This window comes from Undibacterium sp. 14-3-2 (assembly GCF_016595265.1).
Lineage (GTDB): Bacteria > Pseudomonadota > Gammaproteobacteria > Burkholderiales > Burkholderiaceae_D > Undibacterium > Undibacterium aquatile.
Map to the genome: position 1 here is coordinate 1 of NZ_JAENGS010000003.1, position 14,631 is coordinate 14,631.

16 protein-coding genes and 1 tRNA gene are annotated in these 14,631 nt (G+C 49.6%); 8 read left to right on the forward strand and 9 right to left on the reverse strand.

Annotation, left to right across the window (positions count from 1 at the left end; all coding sequences use genetic code 11):
• Positions 1-158 precede the first annotated feature (158 nt).
• Positions 159-935 (reverse strand): enoyl-CoA hydratase, encoded by a 777-nt coding sequence (locus tag Undi14_RS07840; RefSeq protein ID WP_186884588.1) that lies wholly within the window; start codon positions 933-935, stop codon positions 159-161.
• Between Undi14_RS07840 and Undi14_RS07845 the strand changes: the two genes are divergently transcribed.
• Positions 934-1,191, forward strand: coding sequence for a hypothetical protein (locus Undi14_RS07845; protein ID WP_200179984.1), 258 nt, complete (start codon positions 934-936; stop codon positions 1,189-1,191). The genes Undi14_RS07840 and Undi14_RS07845 overlap by 2 nt on opposite strands.
• Positions 1,192-1,295: 104 nt before the next feature.
• On the opposite strand, the gene apaG is transcribed toward Undi14_RS07845, so the two are convergent.
• Positions 1,296-1,670, reverse strand: a complete 375-nt coding sequence (gene apaG / locus Undi14_RS07850) for a Co2+/Mg2+ efflux protein ApaG (RefSeq protein WP_200179296.1) — start codon at positions 1,668-1,670, stop codon at positions 1,296-1,298.
• Positions 1,671-1,787: 117 nt separating this feature from the next.
• Between apaG and rpe the strand changes: the two genes are divergently transcribed.
• The 6 genes from rpe (at position 1,788) to trpC (ending at position 7,417) form a co-directional block, all read left to right on the forward strand.
• Entirely contained in the window at positions 1,788-2,453 is a 666-nt protein-coding gene (gene rpe / locus Undi14_RS07855; protein WP_200179299.1) for a ribulose-phosphate 3-epimerase, read from the forward strand.
• 108 nt (positions 2,454-2,561) lie between these two features.
• Positions 2,562-3,245, forward strand: a complete 684-nt coding sequence (locus tag Undi14_RS07860) for a phosphoglycolate phosphatase (protein ID WP_200179302.1) — start codon at positions 2,562-2,564, stop codon at positions 3,243-3,245.
• Between the two features lie 270 nt (positions 3,246-3,515).
• Complete coding sequence (trpE, locus tag Undi14_RS07865; protein ID WP_200179304.1) at positions 3,516-5,012, forward strand: anthranilate synthase component I; 1,497 nt, start codon at positions 3,516-3,518, stop codon at positions 5,010-5,012.
• Positions 5,013-5,585 (forward strand): aminodeoxychorismate/anthranilate synthase component II, encoded by a 573-nt coding sequence (locus tag Undi14_RS07870; protein WP_190480610.1) that lies wholly within the window; start codon positions 5,013-5,015, stop codon positions 5,583-5,585.
• Positions 5,582-6,613, forward strand: a complete 1,032-nt coding sequence (gene trpD, locus Undi14_RS07875; RefSeq protein WP_200179307.1) for an anthranilate phosphoribosyltransferase — start codon at positions 5,582-5,584, stop codon at positions 6,611-6,613. The genes Undi14_RS07870 and trpD overlap by 4 nt, the downstream gene beginning before the upstream one ends.
• 3 nt (positions 6,614-6,616) lie before the next feature.
• On the forward strand, positions 6,617-7,417 hold the full coding sequence (gene trpC, locus Undi14_RS07880) for an indole-3-glycerol phosphate synthase TrpC (RefSeq protein WP_200179308.1): 801 nt from the start codon (positions 6,617-6,619) through the stop codon (positions 7,415-7,417).
• Positions 7,418-7,574: 157 nt separating this feature from the next.
• Here the strand turns inward: trpC and Undi14_RS07885 are convergent, their stop codons facing one another.
• From Undi14_RS07885 to Undi14_RS07905, 5 genes are all read right to left on the reverse strand, one after another.
• Entirely contained in the window at positions 7,575-9,443 is a 1,869-nt protein-coding gene (locus tag Undi14_RS07885; RefSeq protein ID WP_200179310.1) for a M61 family metallopeptidase, read from the reverse strand.
• Between the two features lie 47 nt (positions 9,444-9,490).
• A complete protein-coding gene (locus Undi14_RS07890) occupies positions 9,491-9,943 on the reverse strand; it encodes a DUF3429 domain-containing protein (RefSeq protein WP_186884579.1) in 453 nt (150 codons plus the stop codon).
• Between the two features lie 125 nt (positions 9,944-10,068).
• A complete protein-coding gene (locus Undi14_RS07895; protein ID WP_200179311.1) occupies positions 10,069-10,659 on the reverse strand; it encodes an NTP transferase domain-containing protein in 591 nt (196 codons plus the stop codon).
• Positions 10,660-10,661: 2 nt separating this feature from the next.
• On the reverse strand, positions 10,662-11,387 hold the full coding sequence (locus Undi14_RS07900) for a DsbC family protein (RefSeq protein ID WP_200179312.1): 726 nt from the start codon (positions 11,385-11,387) through the stop codon (positions 10,662-10,664).
• 49 nt (positions 11,388-11,436) lie between these two features.
• On the reverse strand, positions 11,437-12,630 hold the full coding sequence (locus Undi14_RS07905) for an FAD-dependent monooxygenase (RefSeq protein WP_200179313.1): 1,194 nt from the start codon (positions 12,628-12,630) through the stop codon (positions 11,437-11,439).
• Positions 12,631-12,785: 155 nt separating this feature from the next.
• Here Undi14_RS07905 and Undi14_RS07910 point away from each other — a divergent pair.
• Positions 12,786-12,861, forward strand: a tRNA-Phe gene (locus Undi14_RS07910).
• 73 nt (positions 12,862-12,934) lie between these two features.
• On the opposite strand, the gene Undi14_RS07915 is transcribed toward Undi14_RS07910, so the two are convergent.
• Positions 12,935-13,939: a tyrosine-type recombinase/integrase gene (locus Undi14_RS07915; protein WP_200179314.1), complete on the reverse strand. Its 1,005-nt coding sequence runs from the start codon at positions 13,937-13,939 to the stop codon at positions 12,935-12,937.
• A gap of 6 nt (positions 13,940-13,945) precedes the next feature.
• On the reverse strand, positions 13,946-14,629 hold the full coding sequence (locus Undi14_RS07920; RefSeq protein ID WP_200179315.1) for a hypothetical protein: 684 nt from the start codon (positions 14,627-14,629) through the stop codon (positions 13,946-13,948).
• Positions 14,630-14,631 lie beyond the last annotated feature (2 nt).

Genomic DNA, 14,631 nt, shown 5'->3' on the forward strand with positions numbered 1-14,631 from the left:
TTTTGTTGTGCGGCCACCAATCGGATCGCTTGGCCTTGGCTTGTTGACTGCCAGTGACTTCTTGCTTCACTTCACTTTCTTCCCCCGCTTCTCAGCGGGAGCCGAACTATAGCAAAACCTTCCCCAATTCGCAATGAAACTCGCAAATTATTTATAACTTATTGGTTCTTAAATTCCGGCGTGCGTTTTTCCAGGAATGCTTTCATGCCTTCTTTCTGATCTTCGGTTCCGAAACTTGAATGAAACAGGCGACGTTCAAAATGCACGCCTTCCGATAAAGTGGTTTCGTAAGCGCGATTAACAGATTCCTTAATCATCATAATGATAGGTAGCGACATGCTGGCAATCGTGTTCGCCGCTGACAGCGCTTCTTCCAGCAACATATCAACCGGAACAATGCGCGAGACCAATCCGGCGCGTTCTGCTTCTTCCGCATCCATCATGCGTGCGGTCAGGCACATATCCATCGCCTTCGCTTTCGATATTGCACGCGGCAAACGCTGAGTACCGCCAGCGCCCGGCAAGGTTCCTAACTTAACTTCGGGCTGGCCAAACTTTGCGTTATCAGCAGCAATGATGAAATCACACATCATCGCCAATTCACAACCACCGCCCAAGGCATAACCTGCCACGGCAGCAATGACTGGTTTACGAATCTGGCGAATCGTTTCCCAATTGCGCGTGATGTAATCACCTTTATAAGCATCCATGAACGTGTAGTTCGCCATTGCGGCAATATCTGCACCAGCAGCAAATGCCTTCTGACTTCCGGTAATAACGATACATTGGATCGCATCATTCTGGTCAAACGCTTTTAAAGCAACGCCTAATTCATTCATCACCTGATCATTCAGCGCATTCAATGCCTTCGGGCGATTGAGAGTAATCAGTCCAACCTTCTCTTTTGTCTCTACTAATATGCATTCGAATTCCATGAAAGTCTCCTATATAGTGTCAATGGATGTGCCGCTCAGCGCGGCAAGGCTAAATTACTCAAACAATCCAGCTTATCTGTTTGCAGAACAGCCAGATTGTAATCAAAGGAAATCTATGTGGTTATTGTTATTAGAAGCCGGAATGGCGCTCTTAATATTGATCTTTATCGTATGGTGGACCATGTTTTCCGGACGACGCCCGGAAAACAAACCGCGCATTGAAGAACAAACTGACAGTAAGAACGACAGCAACTGAACTTCATCACATTATTTATTAACAAACTGGCGCGCAGTTTTTCACGACATGCCAACTATAGTGGAACCGTACGATCCGTATCGCAAGGCAGCGCACGCCATCCATCAATGCAAGGTACGGGGAATAGAGAGCACAAACTCAGGAATCGCCACTTCGAAACGATGTCCATCTTCCGCCACGCAGAAATACGAACCTTTCATGCTTCCCTGCGGCGTCGTTAAGGAACTGCCGCTGGTGTATTCAAAACTTTGTCCTGGCGCCAAAAACGGCTGATGCCCGACCACCCCCAGCCCTTTTACTTCTTCAATATGATTCTTTGCATCTGTAATAATCCAGTGACGCGAAATTACCTGCGCTGACACCGTCCCCGTATTCTTAATCGTTATGGTGTAAGCAAACACAAAATTCGCCTGATCCGGATTGGATTGCTCTTGTAAATACTGTGTCACGATGGACACACTCATTTCGTAGGCTGCCACAGTCTCCTCTTTTCTTTATCAACTGCAATTGAATCTCTATTGTGCCAGAGGATCGCAAAGACGACATGGATGGCGCAAGGTAAAATAGCGCATCTTTCCTTTTGCAAGACCATTGCCATGACAACCTACCGAATTGCCCCCAGTATTTTATCTGCCGACTTTGCCCGACTGGGCGAGGAAGTGCGCAATGTCGTCGCTGCCGGTGCCGACATGATTCACTTCGATGTCATGGATAACCATTACGTCCCGAATCTGACCATAGGCCCGTTGGTCTGCGAAGCGATACGCCCACATGTGCAGGTACCGATTGATGTTCATCTGATGGTAAAACCTGTTGACCGCATCATTCCCGATTTTGCCAAAGCTGGCGCGAATATCATCAGCTTTCATCCGGAAGGCTCCGAGCATATCGACCGCAGCCTGCAATTGATCCGCGATCACGGCTGCAAAGCCGGTCTGGTGTTCAATCCTGCGACACCCTTGCATGTGTTAGAGCACGTGATGGATAAACTTGATTTGATCCTGTTAATGTCAGTCAACCCCGGCTTCGGTGGTCAATCCTTTATCCCACATACGTTGAAAAAAATCGCCGCGGTACGCAAATTAATTGACGAATCCGGCCGCGACATCATGCTGCAAGTGGATGGTGGCGTGAAGATAGGCAATATCCGCGAGATTGCCGCAGCGGGAGCGGATACTTTTGTTGCCGGTTCAGCGATTTTTGGCAAACCAGACTACAAGGCCGTCATTGACGCCATGCGCACTGAACTAGCCAAGGTCTGACTCCCGTCAATCAATTTATACTTCACATACTCTCAATATTCATGCGGCTTGTGGCGCGAATTCCTGCCATGAACCGCATGTATACTAAGACATCCACCATAGGTCGCCATGTTTAACAACATCAACGCTGTCATTATTGATCTCGATGGCACCATGCTTGATACCGCACCAGATTTCCTGGTGGCGATAAATCGTATGCGGAACGATTTTTCTCTGTCACCGCTAACGCTGGATCTAGTGAAATCCATGGTCGGTAAAGGCTCGGAAAATCTGATTACCCGCGTACTGAGTCTCGATTTTGACGAAGCAGGAGTGCAACAACATTTTGCGCAAGGCATGGCTTCATACCAGCGCCATTATCTCGACATCAACGGCGATCACAGCACGTTGTATCCGGAAGTCATCGAGGGTTTGCAAGCAATGCAGACGATGCGTCTGCGGCTGGCATGTGTCACAAACAAGCCGCTCGCTTTCGCCATTCCCCTGATGCAGAAAAAGGGCTTGTCCTCCTATTTTGAACTGACTTTCGGCGGTGATTCTTTCACGCGAAAAAAACCAGATCCGCAACCCTTGCTTGAAGTCAGCAAACAATTTGGCATTGCGCCATCACACATACTGGCCATCGGCGACTCCAGCAATGACGCCATCGCAGCGCGCGCAGCAGGCTGCCCGGTACTCACAGTGCCTTATGGTTACAACCACGGCGAGGCTGTACAAACGATTCAAAGTGATGGTATAGTCGGCACACTGTTGGAAGCGGCACGACTGCTGGCGACAGAAAATCAACATTAATTCGACATTAATCACTTTCATTCCACTCACGAATGTTTCCCGAAAACAAACGTCCCGAAATAACACCAGGTGCCTTTGAGGCCTGGCTATGGCGACGCTGGCAATCCTCTTAATCCTGGAATGCCGCGACTGGCTCTGCACATCCTCCGCACGACTTGTCGCTTGTTTTATCAATCTGTCTTATCCGTCCTTACTCAAGATGCGAGTCTTTTTGCTCGTTTTCTGTGTCTGCAAGCATCGCGAGCTATGGCTGACGGCTGAAAGAAAACCATGACCGAACTCGAATTCAAATCGCTGGCCGCGCAAGGCTACAACCGTATTCCGATGATTGCGGAAGCATTCGCTGATCTGGAAACTCCACTGACCCTGTACCTGAAACTTGCTCAGACCCAGAACGCGGGCAAAAACACTTTCCTGCTCGAATCCGTCATGGGTGGCGAACGTTTCGGGCGTTATTCCTTCATCGGCCTGCCTGCCAATACGCTGTTGCGCAGCTACGGTGAAAAAGTAGAAATCGTCAGAAATGGCGAAATCATCGAAACGTATCACGGCAATCCGCTCGATTTCATCGCAGAATTTCAAAGCCGTTTCAAAGTAGCGTTACGTCCCGGCATGCCACGCTTTTGCGGCGGACTCGCCGGTTACTTTGGTTACGATGCGGTACGCCATGTCGAAAAACGCCTCGCACGCAGTGCACCCAAAGATGATCTTGGGCTGCCGGAAATTCAGTTGCTGGTGACAGAGGAATTGGCGGTCATCGACAATGTGTCAGGCAAGCTGTATCTGATTGTGTACGCCGATCCTACACAGGCAGAAGCATGGTCGAAAGCGCGCCAGCGTTTGAAGGATTTGCGCGCGATGTTACGCCGCAGCGTTGATGCGCCAGTCACATCCGCCTCGGTGCGCACCGAATCCATACGCGATTTCGCGAAAGAAGATTATTTAAAAGCCGTTGAAAAAGCCAAGGAATACATCATGGCGGGCGATCTGATGCAGGTGCAGGTTGGGCAGCGCATCAAGAAACCTTATGTTGATTCGCCGCTCTCACTGTATCGCGCACTGCGCTCACTGAATCCGTCGCCGTATATGTATTTCTACAATTTTGGCGACATGCAGATCATCGGCGCCTCGCCAGAAATTTTAGTCCGCAACGAAAGCCTGAATGATGGCTCGCGCAAAGTCACGATACGCCCGCTCGCCGGTACGCGTCCGCGCGGTGCGACGCCAGAACGCGACGCTGAACTCGCCAAAGAATTGCTGGCCGATCCCAAAGAAATCGCCGAACACGTGATGCTGATTGACCTCGCACGCAATGATATTGGCCGCATCGCCACGACTGGCAGCGTCAAGGTAACGGATCAGATGGTCATCGAAAAGTACTCGCATGTGCAACACATCGTGTCGAATGTCGAAGGCACATTGCAACCACAATTATCGAATCTCGATGTATTGAAAGCGACTTTCCCTGCCGGTACGCTGTCCGGTGCGCCAAAAGTACGCGCGATGGAACTGATCGACGAACTCGAACCGGTCAAACGTGGCATCTACGGCGGAGCTTGCGGTTATCTGTCGTTCGGCGGCGAGATGGATCTGGCGATCGCGATTCGCACCGGCGTGCTGAAAGACGGCATGTTGTATGTGCAGGCTGCGGCTGGCGTGGTGGCGGATTCAGTACCGGAAATGGAATGGCAGGAAACAGAAAATAAGGCGCGCGCAGTTTTGCGCGCAGCCGAACAAGTACAAGATGGTCTGGACGGAGAAATTTAAATGCTGCTGATGATCGATAACTATGATTCTTTCACTTACAACCTCGTGCAGTATTTTGCCGAGCTGGGTGAAGATGTGCGCACCTACCGCAATGATGAAATCACACTGGACGAAATCGCCGCTTTAAAGCCGGATCACATCTGCATTTCGCCGGGACCATGCACACCGCATGAAGCTGGCATTTCTATTCCTGTCATCGAACGTTTTGCCGGCCAGATTCCTATTCTCGGCGTCTGTCTTGGTCATCAAAGTATCGGTGCTGCATTTGGCGGCAATATCATCCGCGCAAAACAAGTCATGCATGGCAAGACGTCGATGATTGCGCACACTGGCGTGGGCGTCTTTAAGAATTTACCCAGCCCTTACACCGTTATCCGCTATCACTCGCTGGCCATTGAACGCGCCACGCTACCCGATTGTCTGGAGGTCACCGCCTGGACTGACGATGGCGAAATCATGGGCGTGCGCCACAAAGAATTCAATCTGCAAGGCGTGCAATTCCACCCCGAATCCATCCTCTCAGAGCATGGCCATGCTCTGTTGAAAAACTTTCTGACCGGAGCAGCACAATGACCATTTCTCAGCAAGAAGCCCTGACACGTCTGATCGAACACCGCGAAATATTCCATGACGAAATGCTTTATCTGTTCCGCAAAATCATGGGCGGTGAAATGTCGCCACTGATGATCGCCGCATTAACGATTGGTCTGCGCGTCAAAAAAGAAAGCATAGGTGAAATCACCGCAGCGGCACAAGTCATGCGCGAATTCTCGACCAAAGTGCCATTGGTCAATACCGAAAATATGATCGATATCGTCGGCACTGGCGGCGATGGCGCGAATACCTTCAATATTTCCACCACCTCGATGTTTGTGACTGCCGCCGCCGGAGCGCGCGTCGCCAAGCACGGCGGGCGCAGCGTTTCTTCATCATCTGGCAGCGCCGACGTGCTAGAAGCGCTGGGTGTCAACATCAACCTGAATCCAGAACAAATTGCACAATCCGTAGCTCAGACCGGCATCGGTTTTATGTTTGCACCAAACCATCACGGTGCGATGAAACGTGCGGCACCAGTCCGGCGTGAACTGGGTGTACGCACCATTTTTAACATCCTTGGACCACTGACGAATCCGGCAGGCGCACCAAATATTCTCATGGGTGTATTTCACCCCGATCTGGTCGGTATTCAGGTGCGCGTGTTGCAGCGACTGGGCGCTAAACATGCGCTGGTTGTATGGGGGCGCGACAATATGGATGAAGTGTCGCTCGGTGCACCGACGATGGTCGGCGAACTGGTCGATGGTGAAATCCGCGAATACGATATTCATCCGGAAGACTTTGGCCTGCAAATGGTATCGAGCCGGAATCTGCGTGTGTCAGGTGCGGAAGAATCGCGCGAAAAAGTATTGGAAGTGCTGAACAATGTCAGCGGTGCAGCGAAAGATATCGTCAGCCTGAATGCCGGTGCCGCTTTATACGGCGCGGGCGTTGCCAGCTCGATTGCCGACGGCGTCAAGAAGGCGCAAGAAGCAATCGCGTCAGGGGCTGCCCGTGCCAAGATGGATCACTTCATTCAGGTCACTCAGCAACTCGGAAAGTAAATTATGTCGGACATACTTAACAACATCCTGGCAGTAAAAAAAGATGAGATTGCGGCAGGAAAAAAATATCAGTCACTGATCAGCCTACGTGACGAAGTCGAATCTGACAAAGAAGCACGCGCACAACTACGTGGTTTTGAATCCGCACTGCGCAGCAAAATTGCGGCGGGCAATCCTGCGGTGATTGCGGAGATCAAAAAAGCCTCGCCCTCCAAAGGTGTGATCCGGCCAAATTTTAATCCGGCAGACATCGCTAAAAGCTACGAGCAACACGGTGCGGCCTGTTTATCGGTACTGACAGATGTGCAGTTTTTTCAGGGCGCACCGGAATATCTGCAACAGGCACGCGATGCCTGCGCGTTACCGGCGTTGCGCAAAGATTTTATGATTGATCCGTATCAGGTGTATCAGGCCAGAAAATGGGGCGCTGATTGTATTTTGCTGATCGTTGCCGCACTCGATCATGGTCTGATGGCAGAACTCGAAGCCTGCGCGCATGAACTCGGTATGGGCGTGCTGGTCGAAGTACACAATGATGCAGAGCTGGACGCGGCACTTAAACTGAAAACCGCATTACTGGGTATTAACAACCGCAACCTGCGCACCTTTGATGTCACACTGGATACGACGCTGGGCTTACTGCCGAAACTGTCACCCGAAAAACTGGTAATCACGGAATCCGGCATCCTCAATCCTGACGACGTAAAACGGATGCGCGCTGCGGATGTGCATGGCTTCCTGGTCGGCGAAGCATTTATGCGGGCAGAAAATCCTGGTGCAGAGTTACAGAAATTATTTTTCTGAATCGACATAAATCTGACGGCATGTCCTAATCAATCCGCGGCTTTTCAGGCATTTTCCTGCCAGAAGCCGCATGAATATTGAGACATGATCGTTGCCAATAGAAAAAAGCCGTTAGCGTGATCTCTGCGCTAACGGCTTTTTTTATTCGATACTGATCTTACGATTTCGTTGCTTTACGGTAGGCGGGCCTTGCCGTCGCTAACACTGCCTTGGCGTCACTCTCAATTTTGAAGCTCACTGCAGGCACATCATCCGCTTGCAATTTCGCTTTCACGACCAGCAACTCATCACGACGGAAAGCGTGAATTTCCACGGTATCGCCGATGCGATAGCGGCCGATTGCCACCGCCAGATTATCGCCAACATCAGCGACACTTACACGCAAACCATTAATCGCGATCAAAATATCATTCGCAGATAAACCCGCCAGATGTGCGGCACGGCCTTCATATGCATGAGCGATTTTGCAGCCATTCGCATCGCGTGCAACCTTCACGCCCAGACTGGCAGACTTGTTGCTGTTGCCGGCATCGAGTGTAATGCCGAAATCAGCAAACAACTGCGCCAGCGGCACATCGTCAGTGCCGCGCACATGCTTATCGAGGAAGCGGCGCACATTCACGCCAGTCGCTTTTTCGATGATCGCTTCGATTTCGTCTTCGGCCAAGCCCTGCTGTTTTCCCGCCGTAAAATTGGCATAGAAATCACGGCCGTACTTTTGCCACAAAGCGCGCATCACATCATCGAGTGATTTTTTTCCGGCAGTTGCTGCACGTATCGTCATGTCCAGCCCCAGCCCGACCAGTGAGCCTTTGGTGTAATAGCTGACAATCGCATTCGGCGAATTTTCATCCTGACGATAATACTTCGTCCAGGCATCAAAGCTCGATTCGGCCACACTTTGCTTCAAACGCCCGCTGCCGCGATGGACGTTATTGACAGTCTGCGCCAGCAGTTTCAGATACGCTGCCTCATCGATCAAACCAGCGCGTACCAGCATCAGATCATCGTAATAACTTGTGAAACCTTCAAACAGCCATAACAGGCTGGTGTAGTTTTCCTGGCGCAGATCGTAGCTGACAAATGCAGCAGGCTTAATGCGTTTGACATTCCACGTATGGAAATACTCATGACTGCACAAGCCTAAAAATCCGCGATAACCCTCGCTCATTTCTGGCTGATGTTTTACCGGAATATCAGTGCGGTTACAGATCAAGGCGGTTGAGGCACGATGTTCCAGGCCACCGTAACCTTCACCGACGACCATCGTCATAAACACGTAGCGATCCATCGGCGCTTTTTTGGCGCGCGGCTCAAAAAATGCGATCTGGCTTTCACAGATTTTTTTGACATCAGCGACCATGCGCTCCATGTCCATATTCGGTACTTTTCCGGTCACGACGAAATCATGCGGCACGCCGTGCGCTTCAAATGTCGCCAGTGCGAAATCACCGCACTCAACCGGATGATCGACCAACTCATCGTAGTTCGCGGCAATATAAGTACCAAAGCCATAACGCTTGGCTTTCAACTCAGGCAAAGAAGTGGCAACGCGCCAACTCTTACATGCGGGCGCATCGGCACGTTGAATATCAACAATGTGCGGTAAAAACTCTTGCCCGTGTACGCTCAGGAATACGCTGGTGCCGTTAAAAAAAGCGTGTGACTGATCGAGATGTGCCGCGCGCACCGACAAATCCCACGCATACACGTCATAACTGATCAGTAGTTCAGTTTTGCACGGAGCGGCCTGCCAGGTATGTTTGTCGAGCTTTTTGAGAGTCACTTTTTTACCAGCGGCACTTGCCTTGATCTGCACAATATTTCGTGCAAACTCACGCACCATGTAACTGCCGGGTATCCATGCCGGCAAGCTGATAACCTGTCCTTCAGGGTCGGGCTGACTGATGTGCAGCGTCACCTGATACAAGTGAGCGGCTAAATCTTTGGGGATGATCGAATAATGAATCGCGTTTTTGACGCTGTTGCGGCTTGTCTGACTTTGAGTTGCTTTTTGAGTGCTCATCGTTTTTGCCATGCTCAACGATCTTTCTATTTTAATTGTTAGAGATATTAGTTGCGCACATTCGCAGCGATGAAGGTGAATATCTGCGCCGTCACGACCACCTGGGTCAATTGCAAGCGCAAATGAATAAACCATTCAGGAACATCATAGCTTTGATAGAGTTTTTTATCGATTTTGTAGGCCGCGATAAAACCAATCACCTGTACTAAAAAACCGAGCAGCATATTACCCAGAGAACACCAGGCGATCACAGTAGGAATCACGCCCCAGATCAATGCCTTTCTGGTTTCATGATCATCCTTGCCGTTGGCCATAATGGTGATGCCCCAATGTACGCCACCGAGAAAAGATAAGATGGCAATGCCGTAAGCGAGCTGCGCTTTAATGAAATAACCCAACCATTCCGGATGCACCAGCCAGCATGCGAGAGTCAGCAGGATAAATGGAATCAAGCCTGCAAAACCAAGGCGGATAACGAGTTTCTGATTGAGATTATTCATAAAGTATCGCTGCTAATGTCGCAACGTCTGTTTTCTGTCAAATTGAAGAAAAACGCTATTCTAAGAGGAAATCAGAGACTTAGATATATCTGACCATCGCAGATGTATGAATAATGTTTCTTGGTTTATTGCGCAGATAAATCGGTGGGCAGATCAATATCCTGCAAAATTCCGGCGTCATCCACCAGAACCTCCCGCACAGGAAACTGCTGTAATAAGCCGCGTGCGCCGCGATCACCGCTCAGCGCCAATAATTCGGGGAGATATTTACCTGAGAAACCGACAGGATTACCACGCTGCCCCTGAAACACGGGCACCACAATATCCGCGCCGTTTTCCAGCTCACGCAAGAGTGCGTCAATGGTCGAGCTCTTTACAAAAGGCATATCTGCGAGAGCAATAATCCAGCCTTTACTACGTGCAGCGTGGCGCAGACCACAGGTCAGTGATGCCGCCATGCCTTGATCAGCATCAGGGCAGATAACGACCTCATATAACTGATGTTGAAATTCCTGTAGCAACGCCCGATTATCCGGCCGTAGGACAACAACGACATGCTGCATCACAGAGGATAAGTGCTGCGCCGAGGTCAGGGCAACTGAATGCCCATCCGGCAAAGTTTGTTGCAGCTTATCTTCAACACCATGCGGATCAAAGCGTCGCCCGCGCCCGGCGGCAAGCAAAATGCCAGTCCAGCTCGCGGGAAAAAGCGTCATGCTTATTTTGCAGAGCTCAGGCTGGCGAACTTCTCTTCCAGACCTTTTGCATCCATCGCACCGGGCACCCGCGAACCATCTGCAAAGAAAATAGCCGGTGTGCCGTTCACGCGTAATTTCTGTCCAAGCGCCAATATTTTTTCATTTGGCGTTGCGCAATTTGCTGGCGCGGCAGATGGTGCTTTACCGTTCAGCATCCACTCATCCCATGCTTTATTGCGGTCAGCAGAACACCAGACGTTTTTTGACTTGACCGTCGAATCTTCCGACAAAATGTTATACAAGAACGTGTAAACAGTAATGTTGTCCATGCCCGCCAGGGTTTTACGGAAACGTTTGCAGTATCCACAATTCGGATCTTCAAACACCGCGATCACACGCTTACCATCACCTTTGACCATTTTCAGCGCGGATTCCAGCGGCAAATCAGAGAACTTAATCTTACTCAGCTCATCCGTTCTGGCTTTGGTGTAATTCGTACCGGATTTGGCATCAAGTACATTCCCAACAAATAAATACTGCGCTTTTTCATCGGTGTACAAAATATCCGAACCGACGCGCACTTCGAACAAACCGCTGTAAGGTGTCTTGATGACGGAATCCACTTTCACGCCCTGACCTAACTTTGGCTCTATCAGTTTTTTTACCGCAGATTCCTGTGCGGTCTGCGCGAAAACGACACCAGTAAAGGTGAGCGACAAGAGCGCGATACATTGCTTCAGATTCATATTATTCCTTGTAATTCCGTGTAGTGGCCTGCGCCATAGTCAGTAATGCTTACTTGCCCATTGCGTGGGAGATTAATTTGTTCTTTAAGACAGGCAGACGATTCAGTAAGTTCAATCCAACATTGCGCGCCAGACGCAAAGGCGCCAGATCAGAACCGAATAATCGAGCCAGTCCGTCGGTCGTGATCTGCATCAGCATCACGTCTTCTTTACGCGAACGACGGTAACGTTCCAGCAGTTTGGCATCACCACAATCACAATGATCTTCGCGTGATTTCATCAACGCCAGCAAGCTCGTCACATCACCAAAGCCGAGATTCATGCCATGCCCGGCGAGCGGATGCACGGCATGCGCTGCGTCGCCAATCAGCGCAACACGCTGTGCAATCATGCTGTGCGGACGTATTAATCGGAGAGGAAACGCCTTAATATCTTCTGGCAATACCGGTGTCAGATGCCCCAGCGTATCCAGACAATATTCTTCCAGCCGACTGACCAGCGCAGACAATGGCTCACGCAACAATTCGGCAGCCAAAGCATCTGGTGCAGACCACACCAGCGACACCCGGTTCCCCGGCAAAGGCAACAAAGCAATAATGCCCTGTTCTTCGACAAACCACTGATGCGCAACCCCGTGGTGCGGAATCTCGCATTCAAAATTAGTGACGACACCCTGTTGTCCGTAAGAGCGATAATCCAGACCGATATCGCACTGACCGCGCACCCACGATTGGGCACCATCAGCACCAACGATCAGACTCGCCTTGATCTGGCTGCCATCCTCATGATTAATCTGCGCACCATGTTCATCTGCATGCAAACTCGCGGCAGCACCCGTGACTACCGATAAATTCTGCGCAAACTTCATTGCTGTATCGAGTGCGTGATTTAAATTTTTATCTTCAACGATCCAAGCCAGCTCACTGGTACGGGCGCCGTATGCATCGAACGCGAGTTGACCATCGTCAACCGACTTGCCACCGCGCACATTCATTTCGGTGACAGCCGCGACACGCTGTAAATCAAGTGCATCCCATACTTTAAGTGAAGACAATAAATCATGCGCAATATGGTTCAGTGCGAATACCCGCACATCCCACTGCGCCGACATTGGCAAGGCAACGGCAGAACGACAAAGTACGGCCACCTTCAGACCCGCCTGCGCAAATCCCAGTGCGGCAGCTTTACCCACCGCGCCATTACCCACGATACAAATATCACAATGATGAATCTGAGCCGTCATATAAAAGACCTTCGCCATAGACAATGGCAGGCATTATACGGCACCGGAACCAGCACCCGGCTGAGACACATCAATTCAGAGCTAGCCCCGGCCAGCAGCTTTTTTTCGCAAGGGACTTGCAAAGCACCGAACACATCTCTATAATGCGTGGTCTTGGCCTGGTAGCTCAGTCGGTAGAGCAGAGGATTGAAAATCCTTGTGTCGGTGGTTCGATTCCGCCCCGGGCCACCAAGAAATACGTAGTAAAAACAAAGGCTTACAGCGATGTAAGCCTTTTGTCTTTTTAGGCTCTGTCAACCAAGTGTCAACAGCGTTTTAAGCGCGACAATGGATTCAGCTTAACAGCCTCCTGTAAATGTTCTGGTGCCAAGTGCGCATATTTCATCGTCATGGCTAAGCTGCTGTGTCCCAAAATTCTTTGCAACGTCAAAATATTCCCACCATTCATCATGAAATGACTTGCGAAGGTATGTCGCAATACGTGGGTAAGCTGCCCATCCGGCAATTGAATTCCACACCGTTCAATAGCACTCCGAAAAGCCGCAGCTGAACTTTTGAATAAACGCCCAGTTAAACTCGATTTGGCAATGTTCATTAATTCGACATGCAAATCTTCATCAATTGGAACCGCCCTATTCTTTCCCGACTTCGTTAACGCAAACTGCACCATTCCTTTGTGTATTTGCGTCACACGCATTTCTTCCGCCTCACTCCACCGCGAACCTGTCGAAAGACAAATCTTCGTAATCACAATGGCATCAGTATTCCGGCCAGCCTCCAACTCAATCAATAAACGCTGTATTTGCTCATCGGTCAAATACGTCAATTCTTTTTCTTGAATTTTAAATTGCCGGATATTCGCCAAGGGGTTGTCTGCTTTCCAGTAGCCCAGGCGCGATAGTTCGTTAAACACCGATCGCAAATATGAGTGCTCTCGATTCAGGTTGTTTTGCGATATACCGTCATCCATGCGCTTGCGCCGGTAGGCTGCAAACATTTCAGGAGTAAATTTATCAGCGAGGGGATCATTAAGTGCGACACACAAATGCTTCAAGCGACTGTATGTGTTTTTGCCAGCGCGAAGGCCAGAGCCGTGATGTTCGTACCAAAGATCAACAAGACTTGAAAGAGTTCTAAGATCACGCTTTGCTGGTTGCCAGTCTGGTGTCTCTGTGACTTTCGTTTTTAACCAAGCCTCATAAGCTTTTGCTTCTGCTTGCGTTTTGAATGTTTTGCGGAAACGCTTCCCACCTCGGCCAGCTGGCTGACTGTCAACCAGCCAGCCAGATTCCGTTTTTTTTAATGCCATGTTGCCTCAAATCGGTATGTCATCTGAAGGTGAATATTTTATAGCTTTAAATTCTTCTCTAGTTTTTTGCAATTCCTTCTCCTCTGTAGAAAGCGCAATATCTTTTGCTCTGCGCAAATTCCACATTAAAAATTTGTGATATTCATCAGTGGATTTTGTCAATTTTTGTTCAATTGCATCTTTCATTTTTGCGTAGCTGATCTGATGTTGGTTACGAATCGCTAGAGCCATTTCGATGCTCAAGTAAAGGTCGTGCATTTTCCATTGGTAAGTTTCGGAATCGATCAGATGGTCGTGTTTGTACTGATACGACAGCTCACGCATTTTTAGTTGCGTTGTAAATACTTTTCTTGTTGCGTCCTTTAACAACTTGAGCAAATTTAATTGTTTGACTGCATCTTCCCTAGATGTGAATTTAGTTAAATCAACTAGTTCCATGTCGTCGGTATCCGTGGGTCGTAAATGGCCATACTCGCTGTCTTGAATTCCGGTAATTAACCAAAACGCGTATTCGGGCCAAATTTGACCAATAGCCTCAATCATTTCGCCGCTTGGCCTGCTTTCCTTATTCCACCAAGTTCGCCATGTTCCGCTTGGTATCTTCGTTAGATCTTCTAGCTCTTTAAATCTCTTTGCCGCAGTTGTTTTGTGTGAAATTAAGTTTTTTACTCGATCAGTAATTGTTTCCATAA

Bases quoted from the DNA above. Each gene is read 5' to 3' on its own strand.
- Undi14_RS07845 (WP_200179984.1), top strand. From the start codon at position 934: ATGAAAGTCTCCTATATAGTGTCAATGGATGTGCCGCTCAGCGCGGCA.
- Undi14_RS07840 (WP_186884588.1), bottom strand. From the start codon at position 935: ATGGAATTCGAATGCATATTAGTAGAGACAAAAGAGAAGGTTGGACTG.
- rpe (WP_200179299.1), top strand. From the start codon at position 1,788: ATGACAACCTACCGAATTGCCCCCAGTATTTTATCTGCCGACTTTGCC.
- Undi14_RS07860 (WP_200179302.1), top strand. From the start codon at position 2,562: ATGTTTAACAACATCAACGCTGTCATTATTGATCTCGATGGCACCATG.
- trpE (WP_200179304.1), top strand. From the start codon at position 3,516: ATGACCGAACTCGAATTCAAATCGCTGGCCGCGCAAGGCTACAACCGT.
- Undi14_RS07870 (WP_190480610.1), top strand. From the start codon at position 5,013: ATGCTGCTGATGATCGATAACTATGATTCTTTCACTTACAACCTCGTG.
- trpD (WP_200179307.1), top strand. From the start codon at position 5,582: ATGACCATTTCTCAGCAAGAAGCCCTGACACGTCTGATCGAACACCGC.
- trpC (WP_200179308.1), top strand. From the start codon at position 6,617: ATGTCGGACATACTTAACAACATCCTGGCAGTAAAAAAAGATGAGATT.
- Undi14_RS07885 (WP_200179310.1), bottom strand. From the start codon at position 9,443: ATGAGCACTCAAAAAGCAACTCAAAGTCAGACAAGCCGCAACAGCGTC.
- Undi14_RS07890 (WP_186884579.1), bottom strand. From the start codon at position 9,943: ATGAATAATCTCAATCAGAAACTCGTTATCCGCCTTGGTTTTGCAGGC.
- Undi14_RS07895 (WP_200179311.1), bottom strand. From the start codon at position 10,659: ATGACGCTTTTTCCCGCGAGCTGGACTGGCATTTTGCTTGCCGCCGGG.
- Undi14_RS07900 (WP_200179312.1), bottom strand. From the start codon at position 11,387: ATGAATCTGAAGCAATGTATCGCGCTCTTGTCGCTCACCTTTACTGGT.
- Undi14_RS07905 (WP_200179313.1), bottom strand. From the start codon at position 12,630: ATGACGGCTCAGATTCATCATTGTGATATTTGTATCGTGGGTAATGGC.
- Undi14_RS07915 (WP_200179314.1), bottom strand. From the start codon at position 13,939: ATGGCATTAAAAAAAACGGAATCTGGCTGGCTGGTTGACAGTCAGCCA.
- Undi14_RS07920 (WP_200179315.1), bottom strand. From the start codon at position 14,629: ATGGAAACAATTACTGATCGAGTAAAAAACTTAATTTCACACAAAACA.